18 protein-coding genes are annotated in these 19594 nt (G+C 62.9%); 8 read left to right on the top strand and 10 right to left on the bottom strand.

The annotated features are described in order from the left end of the window. Nucleotides 1-105: 105 nt before the first annotated feature. A complete protein-coding gene (locus NMG80_RS12285; protein ID WP_254018327.1) occupies nt 106-984 on the top strand; it encodes a 3-hydroxybutyryl-CoA dehydrogenase in 879 nt (292 codons plus the stop codon). Between the two features lie 628 nt (nt 985-1612). Here NMG80_RS12285 and NMG80_RS12280 read toward each other — a convergent pair. The 4 genes from NMG80_RS12280 to NMG80_RS12265 all read right to left on the bottom strand — a co-directional run bounded on the left by NMG80_RS12280 (nt 1613) and on the right by NMG80_RS12265 (nt 5695). Beyond that, nucleotides 1613-3478: a CHASE2 domain-containing protein gene (locus NMG80_RS12280; protein ID WP_254018326.1), complete on the bottom strand. Its 1866-nt coding sequence runs from the start codon at nt 3476-3478 to the stop codon at nt 1613-1615. A gap of 5 nt (nt 3479-3483) precedes the next feature. Beyond that, on the bottom strand, nt 3484-4020 hold the full coding sequence (locus NMG80_RS12275; protein WP_254018325.1) for a FecR domain-containing protein: 537 nt from the start codon (nt 4018-4020) through the stop codon (nt 3484-3486). Between the two features lie 483 nt (nt 4021-4503). After that, nucleotides 4504-5142: an NrsF family protein gene (locus NMG80_RS12270; RefSeq protein WP_254018324.1), complete on the bottom strand. Its 639-nt coding sequence runs from the start codon at nt 5140-5142 to the stop codon at nt 4504-4506. A 1-nt stretch (nt 5143) separates the two neighbouring features. After that, on the bottom strand, nt 5144-5695 hold the full coding sequence (locus tag NMG80_RS12265; RefSeq protein ID WP_254018323.1) for a sigma-70 family RNA polymerase sigma factor: 552 nt from the start codon (nt 5693-5695) through the stop codon (nt 5144-5146). 206 nt (nt 5696-5901) lie between these two features. Between NMG80_RS12265 and NMG80_RS12260 the strand changes: the two genes are divergently transcribed. The 3 genes from NMG80_RS12260 to NMG80_RS12250 all read left to right on the top strand — a co-directional run bounded on the left by NMG80_RS12260 (nt 5902) and on the right by NMG80_RS12250 (nt 9742). Next, the gene (locus NMG80_RS12260; RefSeq protein WP_254018322.1) at nt 5902-6909 is read left to right on the top strand and encodes an iron ABC transporter substrate-binding protein; all 1008 of its coding nucleotides are present in this window, start codon (nt 5902-5904) and stop codon (nt 6907-6909) included. Between the two features lie 176 nt (nt 6910-7085). Then, entirely contained in the window at nt 7086-8663 is a 1578-nt protein-coding gene (locus NMG80_RS12255) for an ABC transporter permease (RefSeq protein WP_254018321.1), read from the top strand. After that, nucleotides 8660-9742 carry an ABC transporter ATP-binding protein gene (locus tag NMG80_RS12250; protein ID WP_254018320.1) on the top strand — a complete coding sequence of 361 codons (1083 nt, stop codon included), beginning with the start codon at nt 8660-8662 and terminating at the stop codon, nt 9740-9742. The genes NMG80_RS12255 and NMG80_RS12250 overlap by 4 nt, the downstream gene beginning before the upstream one ends. Before the next feature lie 48 nt (nt 9743-9790). On the opposite strand, the gene NMG80_RS12245 is transcribed toward NMG80_RS12250, so the two are convergent. The 5 genes from NMG80_RS12245 to tlpA all read right to left on the bottom strand — a co-directional run bounded on the left by NMG80_RS12245 (nt 9791) and on the right by tlpA (nt 14950). Beyond that, a complete protein-coding gene (locus tag NMG80_RS12245; protein ID WP_254018319.1) occupies nt 9791-10858 on the bottom strand; it encodes a sn-glycerol-3-phosphate import ATP-binding protein UgpC in 1068 nt (355 codons plus the stop codon). A 7-nt stretch (nt 10859-10865) separates the two neighbouring features. Next, on the bottom strand, nt 10866-11714 hold the full coding sequence (ugpE, locus tag NMG80_RS12240) for a sn-glycerol-3-phosphate ABC transporter permease UgpE (protein ID WP_254018318.1): 849 nt from the start codon (nt 11712-11714) through the stop codon (nt 10866-10868). Between the two features lie 8 nt (nt 11715-11722). Beyond that, nucleotides 11723-12607 carry a sn-glycerol-3-phosphate ABC transporter permease UgpA gene (gene ugpA / locus NMG80_RS12235; RefSeq protein ID WP_254018383.1) on the bottom strand — a complete coding sequence of 295 codons (885 nt, stop codon included), beginning with the start codon at nt 12605-12607 and terminating at the stop codon, nt 11723-11725. A 78-nt stretch (nt 12608-12685) separates the two neighbouring features. After that, nucleotides 12686-13996, bottom strand: coding sequence for a sn-glycerol-3-phosphate ABC transporter substrate-binding protein UgpB (ugpB, locus tag NMG80_RS12230; protein ID WP_254018317.1), 1311 nt, complete (start codon nt 13994-13996; stop codon nt 12686-12688). A gap of 267 nt (nt 13997-14263) precedes the next feature. Further along, a complete protein-coding gene (gene tlpA / locus NMG80_RS12225; protein WP_254018316.1) occupies nt 14264-14950 on the bottom strand; it encodes a thiol:disulfide interchange protein TlpA in 687 nt (228 codons plus the stop codon). A gap of 34 nt (nt 14951-14984) precedes the next feature. Here tlpA and argH point away from each other — a divergent pair, with 34 nt between their 5' ends. The 3 genes from argH (at nt 14985) to lysA (ending at nt 18142) form a co-directional block, all read left to right on the top strand. Then, nucleotides 14985-16385: an argininosuccinate lyase gene (argH, locus tag NMG80_RS12220; RefSeq protein ID WP_254018315.1), complete on the top strand. Its 1401-nt coding sequence runs from the start codon at nt 14985-14987 to the stop codon at nt 16383-16385. Nucleotides 16386-16614: 229 nt separating this feature from the next. After that, nucleotides 16615-16821, top strand: a complete 207-nt coding sequence (locus tag NMG80_RS12215; protein WP_254018314.1) for a lipoprotein — start codon at nt 16615-16617, stop codon at nt 16819-16821. A gap of 52 nt (nt 16822-16873) precedes the next feature. Further along, entirely contained in the window at nt 16874-18142 is a 1269-nt protein-coding gene (gene lysA, locus NMG80_RS12210; RefSeq protein ID WP_254018313.1) for a diaminopimelate decarboxylase, read from the top strand. Nucleotides 18143-18173: 31 nt separating this feature from the next. On the opposite strand, the gene NMG80_RS12205 is transcribed toward lysA, so the two are convergent. Beyond that, nucleotides 18174-18476, bottom strand: coding sequence for an ArsR/SmtB family transcription factor (locus NMG80_RS12205; RefSeq protein WP_254018312.1), 303 nt, complete (start codon nt 18474-18476; stop codon nt 18174-18176). A 50-nt stretch (nt 18477-18526) separates the two neighbouring features. On the opposite strand from NMG80_RS12205, the gene NMG80_RS12200 reads away from it, so the two are divergent. Continuing rightward, nucleotides 18527-19468 (top strand): threonine/serine dehydratase, encoded by a 942-nt coding sequence (locus NMG80_RS12200; protein WP_254018311.1) that lies wholly within the window; start codon nt 18527-18529, stop codon nt 19466-19468. The last annotated feature ends 126 nt before the right edge of the window (nt 19469-19594 follow it).

Here is a 19594-nt window from a genome sequence, read left to right as displayed (position 1 = left end):
AAGCGTATTAAATTGTGAAGGGCGGGGTAGACGAAGTTGCCCCGCCCTTTTAGTTTGCACCGCACAAAAAGCAGGCCGCAAAGGCCTTTTGACGGGATCGGTGTAATGAACAAGATCGAGACGATCGGCATCATCGGCGCGGGCCAGATGGGCGGCGGCATCGCCCATGTGTCCGCGCTTGCGGGCTACAAGGTGCTGGTTTACGACATCTCATCCGAGCGCATCGAAAAGGGCATCGCCACGATCAGCGGCAACATGGCCCGCCAGGTCGGCTCCGGCAAGCTCGAGGAAAAACTGCGCAACGAGGCGATGGCGCGCATTTCGGCAGCACCGGCCATGGCCGACCTTGCCGGTGCCGATCTGGTGATCGAGGCAGCGACCGAGGACGAGACGGTCAAGCGCAAGATCTACGCCCAGCTCTGTCCGCAGCTCAATCCGGAAGCTATCCTGGCGACGAACACCTCGTCGATCTCGATCACACGCCTCGCCGCGCAGACCGACAGGCCGGAGCGTTTCATCGGAATCCATTTCATGAATCCGGTTCCAGTGATGAAGCTGGTCGAACTGGTGCGCGGCATCGCCACCGAGGACCAGACCTTCGAAGCGGCAAAGGCCTATGTGAACCATCTCGACAAGACGATTACCGTCTCGGAGGATTTTCCGGCCTTCATCGTCAACCGCATCCTGCTGCCGATGATCAACGAGGCGATCTACACGCTCTATGAAGGGGTCGGCTCGGTCGACGCGATAGACACCGCCATGCGGCTCGGCGCCAACCATCCGATGGGACCGCTGCAGCTTGCCGATTTCATCGGCCTCGACACCTGCCTGTCGATCATGCAGGTGCTGCATGACGGCCTGTCGGATTCGAAATACCGCCCCTGCCCGCTGCTGGTGAAATATGTCGAGGCCGGCTGGCTCGGCCGCAAGACCGGACGCGGCTTCTACGACTATCGCGGCGAGCATCCCGTTCCGACGCGCTGACCGGCGATACGAGCCAATGGGCATCGCGCGCGGTCGCGCTGAGTGAAGACCATGCGGCTGTTCCGTCGACAGCTTCGTGGCCGCTGATAAGACCGCAGCGGGGCCGATCCTTGCCCGTTTGCTCGCCGACCGCCGAAGCCCGATGGATTCGGCTCAAACCAGCCCGGCAGAGTGTTCCACGTCGGGCATTTTGCAGCCAGTGGAACCACTTGGCGTCGAACAAATACGGCTGAAGCAAAGAGATAGAGCGGAATGCCGGTTCAATCCAAACGCATTCCGCTTTAGGGTCAAAACTCAATCAGCGGGCTGCCGCCAACGGCCGAGATGGGTGTTTTCTGCCCTCCGCCTCGCCAATCGGAACGAGCAGGCAGCGCCATTTGCCGACCTTCATTGCGTTTCTCCAAACCTGCCGTTCGCGCTACAGCCTGATACGACCCTAACTAAGCGGAAGCTCGTTCGCCCCCGGCCGAATTCACGCCCATGACCCGAAGCTGCCTTCCATCAATGCGGATTTTTTCAGAATCTCCCGTTCGGTTGGCCGAGGCCTCAGGCAGGATTTGAAGTGTCGCGGCCAAACGGGCGCCATTCAGACATTCCGGTACCATCATTGTTCAAGGGGCCCGGTATCCTACAGCGTCTGCGAACTCTGCCACAGCCAGATTGCGAGCGAGCCTGAACGCCCGCGGACCTGTGCTTCCACAGGTCCTCTTAGAGCACCAGATTTGAACAACTCGCAGTCGCGGCCGGCGACTTGCAGCATTTTGTCGCTCACCGCGACTTCGGCATTTTGGTCGGCCGCGATCTCCATCAAGCGACTGGCGACGTTAACCGTATCACCCGTAGTCGCGATGTGCTGACGGCGTTTGCCACCGAGTCTCGACGCAACGATTGTTCCGTAATGCGCTCCGATCTTGAAGCCGAGCCTAGATGCAGTTGATGCGGGCAACGAGACGCGCCAGTTGTTGGTACGGCTGGAGAGCGCTGCGCAGCAGCGGGCAGCATTGAAGGCATCATCTGTCGCTGCTTCCGGTAGACCGAACAGGATCATGGCTCCGTCGCCCATGAAATTCGTGACAACGCCACCGCAGCTTGTCACCTCTTCGTCCACCAACGCATGGAACGTGTTCAAAAGTTCGCGTGTGGCGTTCGGCCCCAATGTTTCGCTCAGTCCGGTGAAACCGGACAGGTCAATGAATATGATGGCGGCGTCCCTCCGGACAGGTTCCAGGAGAAAGTCGCCATGCTTCGCAAGCCACCCCGCAAAGCCCGGGGCCTGAACTCGTTGAAGCAATTCGCTCTGCGTGGCGAAATACTGGGCCTGGTTCCTGCCCAACCAAAGCTGCGCGGCCCCGAACAAAATAGCTGGCGGAACGGCGGCGGCCATCGGCAACGCCGCGCTCAGCCAGATATGCTGTGAGAATGCGGTCATATTGACCACGAACCAGATCACAACCACGCCGACGATCGCTGCAAGGCCGATGGCGTTGCGACGCCATGCCAACAGCCCCACAAGAACCACTGGCAGCACCACTGCAAAGCCGGCATCTGCAAGGCGAACGTACTGATCTCGCACTAAGCCGTCGCCGGTCATCAGATGGGCAATGGCCGTCGACATGACCTCGACGCCTGGGAGCACGGGATCAAACGGTGTCGGGAAAACATCGCCGGCGCCGGTTGCAGTTGCTCCGATCACAACAATTCGATCCCGAATAATGCCGCCATCGACTTGGCCCCCCAGCACCGTCGTGGCGCTGATCGTGCGGATCGTGCCGCGGGGGCCATAGAATGTCAGAGGGAGTATGTGACCAATGTCCGTCCGAATCCGCCGTCCGCCCAGAGATAGATAGTCGGGCGCAATTCCCGGATCCTCTCCCACCGCCATGGCGGCAACGCGCAGGGAGAAAGACGCTTCCGTCCGATCTCCGGCCCGAAACAGCAACGGGACGAACCGAGGCGTTCCCGTCCAGTCGGTAACCACGTTCACGACGCCGACAGCGGCGATATCCGAGAACGCTTTCAGGGGCCACAGAAACCGCTGGGCATTCGGCACTCGGGCGAGAGGGCCATCGCCCTCGGCTGCAATCGATTGTTTGCCTCCCGAGTAGACCGCTGCAGCAGCGATTACGCTTGAAGTCCCACGCAGCGAACGCGCGAGCGCCTCATCATCACCTTTTTTCCCGGGATCGACCAGCAGCACGTCGACCGCAATGGCTTTCGGTCCAAAGCGAGCTATCGTATCGACAATCCGGGCAAGCGTGGCGCGGCTGAGGGGATAGCGGCCCTCGTTTCGGACCGCTTCGTCGTCTATTGCGACAATGGTAATCAGGTCCGGCGGCTTTGCCGTTCCCCGAACAAGCGTTCGAAGATCCGTCATCGTTGCTTCGACGCGATCGAGGGACCACGTGTTGCCGCGCCAGTGCGCAAAGCCAAGGCCGGCTCCCCAAAGACCCGCCAGAACGAGCGCGATCAGCGTCTGAAGCGCTCGCTCGCTCATTTAGCTTACTGACCGAAACGGGCCATCAAAGCCGAAACACGTGCGGCGGGCCAGCGCTTGACCGTCAGTGTGCCTGTTCCGGCTTCCACATCGACGCCTTCGCCCGGACCGAGGACTACGCCAGCATTGGACGCCGGCCTTTGCACGGCGACGCGACCTTTGACGACGAAAACAGACGTCTTACCTCGGGCAACGTCGACTGCCCATTTTGTACCTCGCACCGCGGCGATCGCCTGCGGGGTGACGACAGCGAAGCCACCCCTGACCCTGCCGGCTGGAGCATCGAGCAACAGCGCCTTGCGCCGTAATCTGACCGCATCGGCACTACCATTTCGATCACGGTCCACCAGTGCAAAACGAGCGCCATCTTCCGCAATGATAATAAGGCCTTCCCGGCATCTCAGAATTTGTCGGGACGTACCTGCTACCAGTTCGAACGTACAGCCGGCGTTACTCGACTGCGCTGAAGCGGTATCCACCCAGAAGACACAGGCAAGCATGCATGCCACCAGGCTCCGGAGATATCGGCCACTTGCGCTCATGAACGTCTCCTTGCTTTTGCGAAAATCTGCGGCAAGAAAATCTTTGCATTGTCTTCTGCGGTCAGCTTGGCAGTATACTCATGCGTACGAACCGGCACTTGCAGCCGCGTTGCCCTAAAGGTAGCACGGTGCCGACCAGCGATCTTAACACGATAGCTTGCTCCAACACCAAATAAGACGACAACAAGCCGTTTGAAGCGGCCGCGATGCGAATGTCGCGAACGTCACACGGCGACGCTGCCGTTCGGCTCATCTGCCAGAACGAGCAGGTCGCGCCAGAAGCGGACGGCGATCGTACCTCTGCTGAGCGACCGGTTTTTGGCGCATTGCTGCCATTCGCAACGCGGACAATGAATGTCACCGTTGGGTCAGGGCTTGCTGTAGAAGTTCTCCGAACGAAAGGCCGAGAAGGGTCGAACCAGGTCGTTCAGAAATGAATGCGTTTTGACGTTAGAGCATACGGTCTCCGGTAGCGGCCGGCCGCTACCAGCGCACGAAAAGCCGCCCGCCGAGCGCGCCGAGCGCGCCGAGGATGGCAATCGCGATCGTGTACCAGGTAGCGACGAAAAGCGGCGAGTCGTCAAAGCAGTGCGCGGCATAGAAAGTTGCCGCCAGCCCGCCGGCGAGCAGGCCCGCCACGGCTCCGGCAAGCACCGGCCGCGTCGGCGCGCCATAGCGCAGCACCGCCAGGAAGATGGCAAGCGGACCGATGCCGATCAGCGGAATGAAGGTTAGGCAGATAAGCATGTTGCTGCCGACCAGCCGCCTGCCCCAGTCGGCCGCAGGCACGGAAAAGAGCTCCAGAACCACCGCCACGGCCACCAGCAGCGGTGCGGCAATCATCCAGGCCGCCCTCCTGCTCGTCGATGCACCGGGTGTCGACAGGGCGCGGCTCAAGGCGAAGGCGCTGACCGCCAGCGCCATCGTGAAGACGAACTTGGCAAGGAAGCGCATCGTATGGATGGCGGTGGCGATGTCAGTGCGTGGGCCGATCGCCAGCCAGAACACGACCGCCGCGATCAGCGTAGCCGCACCTGCGCCTATCCACCAGGCCGAGCCAAGCGGCATCGCCGTGCTGCGGGCATCGGCGTCGAGCGCCTTGATGAGATCGTCTGTCCTCATGTCATTCTCGCCCGAACTGCTTTGCCGCGAACCGTTTGGCAATGGCTGCGAGACCACGATGCAGCGACACGCGCACCGCCGTCTCGCTGATGCCGAACTTCGCTGCCGTTTCACCAATGGAACGGCCTTCGACCGACACCGACGAAACCACCGAACGCTGCGCCGGCGGCAGCCCGTCCAGGGCCCGGTTGATGTCGCGCCCGCTGACTGTCTCGGCCTCCGGCTCGGCAAAGGTCTCGGCGATCTCGTCGATCTCGATCTCGACGCGCCGCCCGCGCCGTCGAAAGGCGTCGATCAGCTTGAAACGCGCTATGGCGTAGACCCAGGGCAGCACAGGTAAATCCTGCCGCCAGGTATGCCGTTTCACATGAATGGCCAGCAAGGTTTCCTGCACGACATCCTCGGGATCGACCCCGCCCTGCACGATCTTGCGCCTGATAAAGCCGCGAACGAGAGCAGCCGTCCGGCGCAGAAAGTCGGCGTAAGCTTTTTCATCTCCCGCGATCGCGGCCTGCATCAGCCGGGAAAGCTCGGCCTCGTCCTTGCCGGTCACAAGAGTTCACTCCCCGATATTCGCGCCACGGCGCTGATTTGTTACGTGCCGGAGAAATAATGTCCAAGCCAAAATATGGGAACATCACGAAGGTTTCACCTCCGGCGCCCAATTGCGCAGCTCATCAATGTTGACTACACCGGTCATGAATTGATAGGTGCAGCCTTGTTAAATCAAGACCATCGAGATCGAGAGGGATGACGTCCATGAAAATTGCTCTTTCGGCCCTTGCCGGTGCCACGGCACTTGCAATCAGCCTGGTCGCCGGCCCGGCGATGGCCCAGGACGGCGGCATCGTCGTTTACAATGCCCAGCATGAGAGCCTGACCAATGCCTGGGTGGAAGGTTTCACCAAGGAAACCGGCATCAACGTGACCGTTCGTCACGGCGGTGACAGCGATTTCTCCAACCAGATCGTCGCCGAAGGCGCCGCCTCGCCGGCCGATGTGTTCCTGACGGAAAATTCTCCCGCCATGGTGCTGGTAGAATCCGCCGGCCTGTTCGCGCCGGTCGACGCCGACACGCTGGCGCAGATTCCCAAGGAGTACCAGCCGGCCAGCGGCAAGTGGGTGGGCATCGCTGCGCGCAGCACCGTCTTTGCCTACAACAAGACCAAGCTGACCACCGAGCAGTTGCCCAAGTCGCTGCTTGAACTCGCCGATCCGAGCTGGAAGGGACGCTGGGCCGCTTCGCCGTCCGGCGCCGATTTCCAGGCGATCGTCAGCGCGCTTTTGCAGCTCAAGGGTGAGGCCTCAACGGCCGACTGGCTGAAGGCGATGAAGGAGAATTTCACCGCCTACAAAGGCAACAGCACGGTGATGAAGGCGGTCAATGCCGGCGAGATCGAAGGCGGCGTGATCTATCACTATTACTACTACGGCGACCAGGCCAAGACCGGCGAGAACAGCAAGAACATCGGGCTCCACTATTTCAAGAACCAGGATCCGGGCGCGTTCGTCTCGGTTTCCGGCGGTGGCGTGCTGGCCTCCAGCAAGCACCAGAAGGAAGCCCGGGCCTTCCTGAAATGGGTGACCGGCAAGGGTGGTCAGGACGTGCTGAAGACCGGCAATTCCTTCGAATACGCGGTCGGCAAGGGCGCGGATTCCAATCCGGCGCTGGTGCCGCTGGCCGATCTGCAGGCGCCGAAGGTCGACGCGACGACGCTGAACTCCAAGAAGGTGACCGACCTGATGACGGCAGCCGGCTTGCTTTAGTTCGCGTTCGTCCTAAAACGGCAACCGACTGCGCTTCTGCGGGAATTCGCTTTCCGCAGGAGCGCTCTGTTTTTCGAGGTGGCATTCGTCGATGACGACAAGCTGCATTTTTGGCCGTGTTTGCGGCCCTTCGATCGTTACCGCCACCGGGCGGCAACGGCTCGGCGTCTGAGCTGATGCAGTCTGCGGCCGAACTTGCACGTTCACCGACCGGCATGGCGGCTGGGCTATGGACGCGCCGGCGGCTATCCTGGATTTCGCTCGCCGCCATCCTGGTCTCACTTTTCTCGCTGCTGCCGCTCGCCTTCATCATCTGGATTGCCGTGCAGACCGGCTGGGAAAGCGTATCGGCACTGGTCTTCCGGCCGCGCGTCGGCGAACTTCTGGCCAACACCCTGCTTTTGGTGGTGCTGGCGGTACCGATCTGCATCGTGCTCTCGGTGGCGCTGGCCTGGCTGACCGAACGCAGCAGCCTTCCCGGTGCCCGCCTGTGGGCCTGGCTGTCGGTGGCGCCGCTGGCCATCCCCGCCTTCGTCCACAGCTACGCCTGGATCACTCTGGTGCCGGGACTGCATGGGCTGTGGGCCGGCGTTCTGGTTTCCGTCGTCGCCTATTTCCCGTTCCTCTATCTGCCGGTGGCAGCAGCCTTGCGCCGGCTCGATCCCGCTCTCGAAGATGCCGCGGCAGCCGTCGGCCTTGGGCCGTGGCGCGTGTTCCGGCGGGTGGTGCTGCCGCAGCTCAGGCTCGCCATTTGCGGCGGCTCGCTGCTGGTCGGCCTGCATCTCCTGGCGGAATACGGCCTCTACGTGTTCATCCGCTTCGACACCTTCACCACGGCGATCGTCGACCAGTTCCAGTCGACCTTCAACGGCCCTGCCGCCAACATGCTGGCTGCGGTGCTGGTGACATGCTGTTTCGTGCTGCTCGGGATCGAAGTGCTGGTGCGCGGCGAGGAGCGCTATGCCCGCGTCGGCTCGGGCGCCGCGCGGCAGCAGCAACGCACAAGGCTCGGCCGCGCCACCATCCCGTGCCTGCTGCTGCCGGTCGTCACCGCCCTGCTGGCGCTCGGCGTGCCGTTCGTCACCATCAGCCGCTGGCTTGTAGCCGGCGGCGCCGATGTCTGGCGCCTCGACGAGATCGGCCTGGCGCTCGGCCAGACCCTGTTCCTGGCGCTCGCCGGCGCCCTGCTCGCCACCATCGCCGCCATGCCGATGGCCTGGATCTCGATCCGCGCGCCGGGGCCGCTGCAGCGGCTTCTGGAGGGCTGCAACTACATCGTCGGCTCGCTGCCCGGCGTCGTCGTGGCGCTGGCGCTGGTCACCATCACTGTGCGCATCGCTCTGCCGCTCTACCAGACCCTGTTCACGATCCTCGTTGCCTATGCGCTGATGTTCCTGCCACGCGCCCTGATCAGCCTGCGAGCGTCGATCGCGCAGGCGCCGGTCGAGCTCGAGCGCGCCGCCGCCAGTCTCGGCCGGTCGCCGCTCAAGGCGCTGTGGTCGACGACGATCCGCCTGTCGGCGCCGGGTGCAGCGGCAGGCATGGCGCTGGTGGCGCTCGGCATTATGAACGAGTTGACCGCCACGCAGATGCTGGCGCCCAACGGCACCCGCACGCTGGCGATGGCGTTCTGGGCCCACAGCGGCGAGATCGACTATGCCTCCGCCGCACCCTACGCGCTCATCATGGTGGCGATGTCGCTGCCCCTGACCTGGCTGCTCTATGTCCAGTCGAAGCGGATGGCCGGACGATGAGCTTCCTCGAACTCACCGATGTGCACAAGCACTACGGCCCGGTGGCCGCACTGGCCGGCGTCGACCTCAGCGTGGCTAGCGGCAGCCGCACGGCGATCGTCGGACCGTCCGGCTGCGGCAAGACGACCTTGCTGCGGCTGATCGCCGGCTTCGAAGCGCCGGACCAGGGTCGCATCGTGCTCGACGGCGAGGTGCTGGCCAATGGCGGCGCCGCCGTGCCGGCATATCGGCGCGGCATTGGCGTGGTGGCGCAGGACGGCGCCCTGTTCCCGCATCTGAGCATCGCCGCCAATATCGGCTTCGGCATGCGGCATCACGAGGACAGGCGCACCGAGCGCATCGTCGAACTCGCCTATATCGTCGGGCTCGACAAGGCGATCCTGAAACGCCGGCCGCACGAGCTCTCCGGCGGCCAGCAGCAGCGTGTGGCGCTGGCCCGCGCCATGGCCATGAAGCCGCGGCTGATGCTGCTCGACGAGCCGTTCTCGGCGCTCGACACCGGTTTGCGCGCCTCGATGCGCAAGGCGGTGGCCGAGCTTCTGGAGACCGCCGGCATCACCACGATCCTGGTCACCCACGACCAGGCCGAGGCGCTGTCCTTTGCCAGCAAGGTCGCGGTGATGCGCGACGGCAAATTCTCGCAGGTCGGCACGCCGCGCGAGCTCTATCTCAAACCGAAGGACCGGATGGTCGCCGAATTCCTCGGCGACGCCATCATCCTGCCGGCCAAGATCGCGGACGGTTTCGCCAACTCGCCGCTCGGCCGCATCGCCGTCGACAGCACCGAACGGCGCGATGTCGCCCGCATCATGCTGCGGCCGGAACAGGTACTGCTGAAACGGACATCGCGCGAGGGCATGTCGGGCACGCCGGACATGCTGTTCGGCGAAGTGACGGAGTCCGAATTCGCCGGCTCGATGTGCACCATCGCGGTGCGGCTCTTGAATAGTCCCGATCCGCCGGACGCAGCCGCGATCGGCAACACGCCTTTGATCCTGCGCAAGCCGGGCATGGACACACCGATGGTTGGCGAGATCGTCCGGCTGACGGTGTCGGGCAAGGCGCATGTGTTTGCCTGAACGGTCTTGCGCCTCTCGCGGTTCGCTGGTCAGGATGACAGGGCGACTTCAATCGACCCGTTTTCCGGCCTGATCGAACCAGTGCAGCTTTTCGGCTTTGGCCACGACACGCAACTGGTCGCCGGGCTTTGCGGTGGCGCGCCCTGATACGCGCACGATGATACGGCTGCCGGCTGCGACACAGTGAAGAAAGCTTTCGGCACCGACCGGCTCGACCGCCTCGACTGTCGCCGGCAGGACGAGCGCACCGGGCAGTGCCTCCGCATTGAAGGTGACGTCGGCATCTTCCGGGCGAAAACCGAGTGTCACGGCTGGTGTTTCGCGAGCCGCAAAGCCGATCGCGGTGCCGTCAGCCAGCATCGGGCCTGAGGAACTTCCGGTCAGCGCCAGAAGATTCATCGGCGGCGCGCCGATGAAGGAAGCGACAAAGATCGAGGCCGGCTTTTCGTAGACGTCGAGCGGCGCGCCCGTTTGCTCGACCAGTCCGGCGTTCATGACGACAAGGATGTCGGCCAGCGTCATCGCCTCGAGCTGGTCGTGGGTGACATAGACCGAGGTGACGCCAAGCGTGCGCTGCAAATTCTTGATCTCGACCCGCATCTGGCCGCGCAATTTGGCATCGAGATTGCTGAGCGGCTCGTCGAACAGGAAGACTTTCGGGTTGCGCACGATGGCGCGGCCCATTGCGACCCGCTGGCGCTGGCCGCCGGAAAGCTCGCGCGGCCGCCGGTCGAGCAGCGCCGAAAGCTCCAGCACCTTGGCGGTCGAACGCACCCTGCTGTCGATCTCGTCCTTCGGCGTGCCGCGATTGCGCAGGCCATAGGCCATGTTGTCATAGACTTTCATATGCGGGTAGAGCGCATAGTTCTGGAACACCATGGCGATGTCGCGCTCGGTCGGGCCGATGGCGTTGACCACCTTGCCGTCGATGGCGACCGTGCCGGCAGAAATGGTCTCCAACCCGGCGATCATCCTCAGCAGGGTGGACTTGCCGCAGCCGGAGGGGCCGACCAGCACGCAAAGCTCCTTGTCGGGAATGGCGATGGAGACCCCCTTCACGGCTTCGACGCCGCTGGGATAGACCTTCTTCACGTCCTTTAGATCGACGGTCGCCATCAGCTTCTCACTTTTCGGATTCGACCAGGCCGCGCACGAACCAGCGTTGCATCAGCACCACCACCAGGATCGGCGGCACGATGGCCAGCATCGCCGTGACCATGACCAGGTGCCATTCGGTATCGGCATCGGCGAAGGAAACCATCTTTCTCAACGCGATGACGATGGTGTTCATGTCGTTGCTGTTGGTGACCAGCAGCGGCCAAAGATACTGCGTCCAGCCGTAGATGAAGAGGATCACGAACAGCGCCGCGATGTTGGTGCGCGACACCGGCAGCAGAATATCGATGAAGAAGCGCCATGGCCCGGCGCCGTCGACGCGCGCCGCCTCGACCAATTCGCCCGGTATGGTCATGAAGAACTGGCGGAACAGCAGCGTCGCGGTGGCCGAGGCGATCAGCGGTATGATCAGGCCGGCATAGGTGTCGATCATGCCGAGATCGACCATCACCTTATAGGTCGGCAGGATGCGCACCTCCACCGGAAGCATCAAGGTGATGAAGATCAGCCAGAAGAAGGTCATGCGCAGGGGAAAGCGGAAGAACACGATCGCATAGGCCGACAGGATCGAGATGCAGATCTTTCCCACCGCAACGCCGAGCGCCATGATCGTGGTGTTGAGGAGCAATTGGCCGACGCTGACACCGCCGATGCGGCCAATGCCGCCGAACAGCGCCTCGCTGTAATTGTTCCAGAGCTGGCCGCCGGGCAACAGCGGCAGCGGCGGCCTGAGAATGGTTTGAAGCGTGTGTGTCGAGGCAACGAAAGTGTAGTAGATCGGGAAACCCACGATCAATATGCCGAGGATCAGCACGGCATGGGCGATGAAGGTGCGGAGCGGGGACTGACCGATCATCGCTGCCCTCACCCGTAGTGGACTTTGCGTTCCACGTAGCGGAACTGGATGGCGGTAAGCGCAATGACGATGGCCATCAGGATGACCGACTGCGCCGCCGAGTCACCCAGGATCAGATTGACGAAGCCGTCATTATAGACCTTGTAGACCAGCGTCTCGGTCGCCTTGCCAGGCCCGCCGCCGGTGACGGCATGAACGATGCCGAACGTGTCGAACAGGGCGTAGACGGTGTTGACGACCAGCAGGAAAAACGTCGTCGGCGCAAGCAGCGGGAAAACGATGGTCCAGAAGCGCTTGGTCTCGCCGGCGCCATCCATGGCGGCCGCCTCGATCAGCGTTTTCGGCACCGCCTGCAGGCCGGCGACGAAGAACAGGAAATTGTAGCTGATCTGCTTCCAGGCAGCGGCCGACACCAGCAGGATCATGGCGTGGGTGCCGTTGAGCAGCGGATCCCATGCGATGCCGAGGCTTCTCAACACATAGGCCAACGAGCCGATCGAAGGATTGAACAGAAACAGCCACAGCATGCCGGCAATCGCCGGCGCCACGGCATAGGGCCATATCAACAGCGTGCGGTAGAGGCCTTTGCCGCGCACCGCCTTCTCGGCCATGACCGCAAGCAAAAGGGCCACGACCATGGCAACGATCGCGGTCGCAAGCGAGAACACTACGGTGACCTGGATCGAGTTGAGGTAGGCCGGGTCGGCCAGCACCTTGCGGAAATTGGCAAACCAGACGAACCTGGTCCTCAGCCCGAATGGATCCTGTCTGAGCATCGACTGGTAAAGCGCCTGACCGGCCGGCCAGTAGAAGAAAACCAGTGTTATGGCGAGTTGTGGCGCCACCAGCAGGTAGGGCAGGATCTTGTTGGGAAATACGACGCGTGGAGACAGGCTGATTTCCCTCGCTATCTCAGGAGACGCCCACGCGAGCTCGCGTGGGCGATGTTCAAACAGACCGAGATAACCTCGTCAGTTCTCCAGCGCTTCCTTGATCGCGGCGTTGCCGCGCGTGACCGCGTTGTCAAGCGCCTGCTGAGCAGTTTGCTGGCCGGCCAGCATCTTCTCCAACTCCTCGTTCTGGATATCGCGCACCTGCGGCAGATTCGGCAGGCGCACGCCCTTCGAGTTGTCGGTCGGCGCCTTGCCGGTCATCTGCAGGATGGGCGTCTCGCGGCCGGGATTCTTGTCATAGAAGCCCGATTTCTTGGTCGCCTCGTAGGCGGCGAGCGTCACTGGCAGGTATCCCGACTTCTGATGCAGATATTCCTGCACATCGGTCTTGGACAAATAGGCAAAGAACGCCGCGACGCCCTTGTACTGCTCGTCCGACTTGGCGCCGAACACCCACAGGCTGGCGCCGCCCGGCGTGGTGTTCTGCGGCGCGCCCTTGGCGTCGCTATCGTAGGGAAGCTGGCCGATGCCATAGTTCATGCCGGACTTGACGATGTCGCCGAAGCCGCCTGAGGATTCGGTGAAGATGCCGCATTCGCCGGCAAGGAAGATCTGCTTGGCTTCGGAGGTGCGCCCGCCATATTTGAAGGTGCCGTCCTTGGCGAGATCCGCGAGCGCCTGGAAGTGGTTGACGAAAATCGGCGCATTGATCTTGAGCTCGACGTCACCGCCGGCGAGGCCGTTCTGCTGGGTGGCCCAGGACACATCGTTCCACGCCGCGAAATTCTCCAGATGGATCCAGGTCAGCCAGGTCGAGGTATAGCCGCATGAGGCGGCGCCGCTCGTCTTGATCTTCTTGGCGGCTTCCCAAACCTCGTTCCAGGTCTTCGGCGGGTTGTTCACGTCGAGGCCGGCCTTCTGGAAGATATCCTTGTTGTAATAGAGGATCGGTGAGGAGGAGTTGTAGGGGAAGGACAGCATGGTGCCGTCCGGCTTCGAATAATAGCCGACGATGCCGGGCAGATACTGGCTCTTGTCGAAGGTCATCCCGGCACCGGTCATCACTTCGGCCACCGGCTTGATCGCACCCTCGGCCGCCATCATCACGCCGGTGCCGACATCGAACACCTGGAGGATATCTGGCGCCTGTCCGGCGCGGAAGGCGGCGATGCCGGCATTCAGCGTCTCGGGATAGGTGCCCTTGAACACCGGGACCAGCTCATAGTCGCTCTGGCTGGCGTTGAAATCCTTGGAGATCTTGTCGACGACCTCGGCGTTGGCGCCGGTCATGGCGTGCCACCAGCTGATCTGCGTGACGGCGAAGGCGGAGGTGGTGGAAAGCAGGGTCAAGGTGGCGGCAGCACCAGCCGCGAAGCCGAAGAACTTCATGTTTCATCTCCCGTTTGTCGTTGGCGAAAGGGGCGCTCTCGCAAAGGCAATATGTGTCGCCCGTGACAATTGGACAACGGTTTTGTTGCGGATCGATGAACTCGGTCTCCACTTAAAGTTGCGCACGCTTCCGAATAGGAGCCGGTGGAAAGGAATTGCCAAGCCGGCTTACGAACAAGGCGACGGAAATCGGTAATAATCGGCGGCGCCTAAAAGCGCGTCGCACCCTCGGTTCAAGTCCGAGGGCATGCTTTTGCTCGACATGCATTAGTCCGACGTGCCGAGCGCCGTCTCGACCAGCCGCTTGGCGTCGGGGCTCGACCATTCTGCCGGGCCGTTCATGTGGGCAATCAGGCAGCCTTCCGCGTCGACCAGCATGGTGACCGGCAGGCCGAGCGCCAGGCCGCGCGTCTTGAGATCGTTGAACAGCGCCATCGTCGAGTCGCGGTAGTAGCCGAGCGACTTGACGCCGGTTTCCTCGAGGAACTTCTTCGGTTTGGCGTCGTTGCCGGCATCGACGTTGACCGCGACGACCTCGAAGGCGTCGCTGCCCATTTCTTTCTGCAGCGCGTCGAGCGCCGGCATTTCGGCGCGGCAGGGCGCGCACCATGTCGCCCATAGATTGAGCAGCACCGTCTTGCCGGCATGGTCGGCGAGCGCCATCGGCTCGCCGTTGGGGTCGTTGAAGGCAAGGCCCTTCAGCGATTGCGGCGGATCGGCTGGCAAAAGTGCTGCAACCTGGCCGGTGGCTGCCGCCGCGACCGTCTTGGCGCGGTCGGCCTTGGCGGCGCAGGCGACATCGTCCTGGCTGTCGCCAACCGCGACTTGCGTGGGGGCGTTGTTGCCAGAACCGCTTTCGCTGACATATACCGCGACCGCACCGGCAAGCACGCCTGCCACCAAAGCGGCGAGGATGAGGCGCGGGGCCGGGAAAAATCGATTGCCGTCTGCCATTTTTTAAAACTGCTCCGGAGCACGGGTTATAGCGATGAGCGACAAGAAGGCCAGCAACCAGATGTGGGGCGGACGTTTTGCCTCGGGTCCGGCCGCGATCATGGAAGCGATCAACGCGTCGATCTCGTTCGACCGCAAACTCTATGCGCAGGATATCCGCGGCTCGATCGCCCACAGCGAGATGCTGGCGCAAACCGGCATTATTTCGGCGGCCGATCAAGAAAAAATCGCTCACGGGCTGAACACGATCCTGGCAGAGATCGAAGCCGGCACGTTCGAGTTCTCGACCAGGCTGGAAGACATCCACATGAATGTCGAGGCGCGCCTTGCCGAGTTGATCGGGCCGGCTGCCGGCCGCCTGCATACCGCCCGTTCGCGCAACGACCAGGTGGCGGTCGATCTCAGGCTATGGGTCAAGGACGAGTGCTTTCGCGTCGCCGAAGCGCTGAAGAGCCTGATCATGGCATTCCTGGAGCGGGCCGAGGAGCATGCGGCGACCGTGATGCCGGGCTTCACCCACATGCAGGCGGCGCAGCCGGTAACCTTCGGCCATCACTGCATGGCCTATGTCGAAATGTTTTCGCGCGACCTGTCGCGTGTTTGCGACGCTATCGAAAGGATGGACGAAAGCCCGCTCGGCGCGGCCGCGCTTGCCGGCACCAGCTTTCCGATCGACCGGCACCAGACGGCCAAGGCGCTCGGCTTTCGCGAGCCGATGCGCAATTCCCTCGACAGCGTTTCGGACCGCGATTTCGCGCTCGAGTTTTTGGGGCTGGCGGCGATCTGCGCGACGCATCTGTCGCGACTGGCCGAAGAAATCATCATCTGGTCGACGCCGCAATTCGGCTTCGTCAGGCTGTCGGACTCATTCTCCACCGGCTCCTCGATCATGCCACAGAAGAAGAACCCAGACGCCGCCGAGCTGGTGCGCGGCAAGACCGGCCGCGTCACCGGCCATCTGGTCGGCCTGCTGACGGTGATGAAGGGCATGCCGCTGACCTACGGCAAGGACATGCAGGAAGACAAGGAATCCGTGTTCGACGCCGCCGAGACGCTCGACCTGATGCTGGCGGCGATGACCGGCATGGTGCGCGACATGACGGTGAACGCCGCCGCCATGAAGAAGGCCGCCGGGTCAGGCTATGCGACGGCGACCGATCTCGCCGACTGGCTGGTGCGCACGCTCGGTCTGCCGTTCCGCGAGGCGCACCACGTCACCGGCCGCGCCGTGGCGCTGGCCGAAGAGAGGAAGATCGGGCTCGACAGGCTGCCGCTGGAAGACTTGCAGTCCATTCACCCCGGCATCACAGCGGACGTGTTTTCCGTGCTTGCCGTGCAGAACTCGGTGAAGAGCCGCACGAGCTTCGGCGGCACCGCGCCGTCGGAAGTGAGGAAGCAGATCCGGTACTGGAAAAAGCACATTGCGAGTGCGTGATGCTCGTGCAGCGAATCCGAAATTCGCTTCACGTTGGAGCAGCGCGGCGAGCGAATTTCGGATTCAAAAGCCGCACGAGTTAATTCATGAATTCTAGTGTGGTTTTGGATCTGAAGCTCCTTAGCGCGAATGCCATCAATGACAGGAACTTCAAAATCCACCACACTAGGTGCAATGCCGGAAAAACTCGGCTAAAAGCGGCGGGCAAAAGTTTCGGACGGATGGATCGATGACCGCAAGCAGGATTTTGGTGACGCTGGCGCTGCTGGCAGCGCTGGCAACCGTAACGGCCTGCGGCAGGAAAGCCGGGCTCGATACGCCCTATGAGGCGGCCGTGCAGGCGCGCAAGGACGCACAAAAGGCAGAGCAGCCTGTGCCGCCGGAGCCGGAAAAACCGGTCGAGGACAAAAAGTTCATTCTCGATCCGTTGATCTAGCGCTGATGAGATCGGCCGATCTCATCGTGCTCCAACTTCCGGAACCACTCTCGTGAACCATTTCGACTACCGCGACGGCGTGCTGCATGCCGAGGACGTGGCGATATCAGAGATCGCCGCAAGCGTCGGCACGCCGTTCTATTGCTATTCGACGGCGACGCTGACCAGGCATTTCCGCGTGTTTGCGCAGGCCTTTGCCGGGCTCGACGCGCTGGTCTGCTACGCCATGAAGGCGAACTCCAACCAGGCGGTGCTAAAGATCCTTGCAAAACTCGGCGCCGGCGCCGACGTGGTCTCGGAAGGCGAATTGCGCCGCGCGCTGGCCGCCGGCATTCCGGCCGACAAGATCCTGTTTTCCGGCGTCGGCAAGACCGCGCGCGAAATGGATTTTGCGCTCTCGGCCGGCATTCTCTGCTTCAACGTCGAATCCGAGCCGGAACTGGAATTGCTGTCGGCCCGCGCCACGGCACTTGGCAAGGTCGCGTCGATCTCGCTGCGCATCAATCCGGATGTCGATGCCAAGACCCACAAGAAGATCTCCACCGGCAGGGCCGAGAACAAGTTCGGCATTCCCTGGCAGAAGGCGCGCCAGGTCTATGCCCGCGCGACTGAACTGCCTGGCATCAGGGTCACCGGCATCGACACTCATATCGGCAGCCAGATCACCGAATTGCAGCCCTTCGACGACGCCTTCGCGCTGCTGGTAGAGTTGGTCGGCGTGCTGCGTGCCGACGGGCACGCCATCGAGCATATCGATCTCGGCGGCGGCCTCGGCATTCCGTACCGCGTCGACAACAGCCCGCCTCCCTTGCCGGACGCTTACGCCCAGATCGTCAGGAAGCACGTCGCCAAACTCGGGCTGAAGGTGATGTTCGAGCCGGGCCGGCTGATCGTCGGCAATGCCGGTGTCCTCGTCTCGCAAGTGATGTTCGTGAAGGGGGGCGACGCCAAGAATTTCCTGGTCGTCGACGCCGCGATGAACGATCTGATCCGGCCGACGCTTTACGACGCCTTCCATGACATCAAGCCGGTGGTGCAGCAGCCGGCAGCAGCGCCGCGCATGACGGTCGACGTCGTCGGCCCGGTCTGCGAGACCGGCGACTATCTCGGCCTCGACCGCGACCTGCCGCGGCTCAAGGCCGGCGACCTGATCGCCATCGCCACAGCCGGCGCCTATGGCGCGGTGCAGGCCGGCACCTACAACACCAGGCCGCTGGTGCCGGAAGTGCTGGTCGACGGCGACCGTTTCCATGTCGTGCGCCGGCGCCAGACCTATGACGAGTTGATCGGGCTGGATTCGCTGCCTGATTGGCTGGAATAGAGCGCTTGCAGCGTCACAGCCGGAGCTGAAGCTACAGCCGGTGCTGAATCAGCGCCCTGGTCTCGGCGATCCTGCCCTCGTCGCGGCGATAAAATGTCCACTGCTTGATGCGTTTGCTGCGCAAAAGGCCGGCCTGGGTCAGCACCCGCATGTGCTCGCTGAGCGTCGCCTGGGTGATCCCCAGCTTTTCCGCAATCAGCAGCGCGCAGACCCCGTCCTCGACCAGATCGCCATCCGCCTGGCGTGGGAAATGCGCGCGCGGGTCCTTCAGCCAATCGAGGATTTGCAGCCTGCGCTCGTTGGCGATCGCCTTGAAGACATCAACCTCTTGCATTTAGCCATTTTGCTAAGTTACTAAATGATGTCAACCCTTGGGAGCAGACCATGCTGAACGGCACTAGCATCACCCGCGAACGCATCGCCGCAGTGGAACCGCGCATCCGGCCGTTCGTGCGCCACACGCCGGTGCTGGGCGTCGATATGGTCGATTTCGGCCGTCCGCCTCTTGGCGTCGACCTGAAGCTCGAATGCCTGCAGCATTCCGGCTCGTTCAAGGCGCGCGGCGCGTTCACCAATCTTCTCGAGCGGCGGGTTCCCGCGGCCGGCGTCGTCGCGGCATCGGGCGGCAATCATGGTGCTGCGGTCGCCTACGCCGCCATGCGACTTGGCCACAAGGCGACCATCTTCGTTCCCGAAGTGAGCCCGCCGGCCAAGCTGGAACGCATCCGCGGCTACGGCGCCGAGCTGGTCGTTGGCGGCGCGCGCTATGCCGAGGCGCTGGCCGCCAGCGAAGACTTTGCCGAAAGGTCCGGCGCGCTGCAGATCCACGCTTTCAACCAGGAGGAAACGCTGGTCGGGCAAGGCACGCTCGGCCTCGAGATCGAGGCCGACCTGCCTGAGCTCGACACGCTGCTGGTCGCCGTCGGCGGCGGCGGCCTGATCGGCGGCATCGCCGCCTGGTTTGCCGGCCGCATCAGGATCATTGCCGTCGAGCCCGAGGGCGCGCCGACGCTTCATCGCGCCTTCGAGGCCGGCCGGCCCGTCGATGCGCCGACAGAGGGCATCGCCGCCGATTCGCTGGCGCCGAAGCGCGTCGGCGAAATGATGTTTCCGATTGCCGAGGCCTTCGTCGAGCGTTCCATACTGGTCAGCGACGACGAGATCATCGCCGCGCAGGCGGCGCTTTGGGACCGGGTGCGAATCATCTCCGAGCCGGGTGGCGCCGCCGCCTTCGCGGCGCTCTTGTCCGGCCGCTACGCGCCGGCTGCAGGCGAGCGTGTCGCCGTGCTGGTCTGCGGCGCAAACGCCAATCCGGCTAGATCCTGACGATAGCGGGGACACGCTTGTTCACGTTTTAGGGAACTGCCTCGCCTTCGCCGTGTTTCTTGGTATGTTTGGAGCGACGTGCATCTAAGACTTTGAGTCCTTCGCATCCGATTCTCGGGCCGGTGC

Source organism: Mesorhizobium escarrei, from assembly GCF_935825525.1.
Lineage (GTDB): Bacteria > Pseudomonadota > Alphaproteobacteria > Rhizobiales > Rhizobiaceae > Mesorhizobium > Mesorhizobium escarrei.
This window is presented reverse-complemented; position numbering and strand designations above follow the sequence as displayed.

Excerpts from the sequence above, each read along its gene's own strand:
- NMG80_RS12285 (WP_254018327.1), top strand. The coding sequence starts at position 106 with ATGAACAAGATCGAGACGATCGGCATCATCGGCGCGGGCCAGATGGGC.
- NMG80_RS12280 (WP_254018326.1), bottom strand. The coding sequence starts at position 3,478 with ATGAGCGAGCGAGCGCTTCAGACGCTGATCGCGCTCGTTCTGGCGGGT.
- NMG80_RS12275 (WP_254018325.1), bottom strand. The coding sequence starts at position 4,020 with ATGAGCGCAAGTGGCCGATATCTCCGGAGCCTGGTGGCATGCATGCTT.
- NMG80_RS12270 (WP_254018324.1), bottom strand. The coding sequence starts at position 5,142 with ATGAGGACAGACGATCTCATCAAGGCGCTCGACGCCGATGCCCGCAGC.
- NMG80_RS12260 (WP_254018322.1), top strand. The coding sequence starts at position 5,902 with ATGAAAATTGCTCTTTCGGCCCTTGCCGGTGCCACGGCACTTGCAATC.
- NMG80_RS12255 (WP_254018321.1), top strand. The coding sequence starts at position 7,086 with ATGCAGTCTGCGGCCGAACTTGCACGTTCACCGACCGGCATGGCGGCT.
- NMG80_RS12250 (WP_254018320.1), top strand. The coding sequence starts at position 8,660 with ATGAGCTTCCTCGAACTCACCGATGTGCACAAGCACTACGGCCCGGTG.
- NMG80_RS12245 (WP_254018319.1), bottom strand. The coding sequence starts at position 10,858 with ATGGCGACCGTCGATCTAAAGGACGTGAAGAAGGTCTATCCCAGCGGC.
- ugpE (WP_254018318.1), bottom strand. The coding sequence starts at position 11,714 with ATGATCGGTCAGTCCCCGCTCCGCACCTTCATCGCCCATGCCGTGCTG.
- ugpB (WP_254018317.1), bottom strand. The coding sequence starts at position 13,996 with ATGAAGTTCTTCGGCTTCGCGGCTGGTGCTGCCGCCACCTTGACCCTG.
- tlpA (WP_254018316.1), bottom strand. The coding sequence starts at position 14,950 with ATGGCAGACGGCAATCGATTTTTCCCGGCCCCGCGCCTCATCCTCGCC.
- argH (WP_254018315.1), top strand. The coding sequence starts at position 14,985 with ATGAGCGACAAGAAGGCCAGCAACCAGATGTGGGGCGGACGTTTTGCC.
- NMG80_RS12215 (WP_254018314.1), top strand. The coding sequence starts at position 16,615 with ATGACCGCAAGCAGGATTTTGGTGACGCTGGCGCTGCTGGCAGCGCTG.
- NMG80_RS12205 (WP_254018312.1), bottom strand. The coding sequence starts at position 18,476 with ATGCAAGAGGTTGATGTCTTCAAGGCGATCGCCAACGAGCGCAGGCTG.
- NMG80_RS12200 (WP_254018311.1), top strand. The coding sequence starts at position 18,527 with ATGCTGAACGGCACTAGCATCACCCGCGAACGCATCGCCGCAGTGGAA.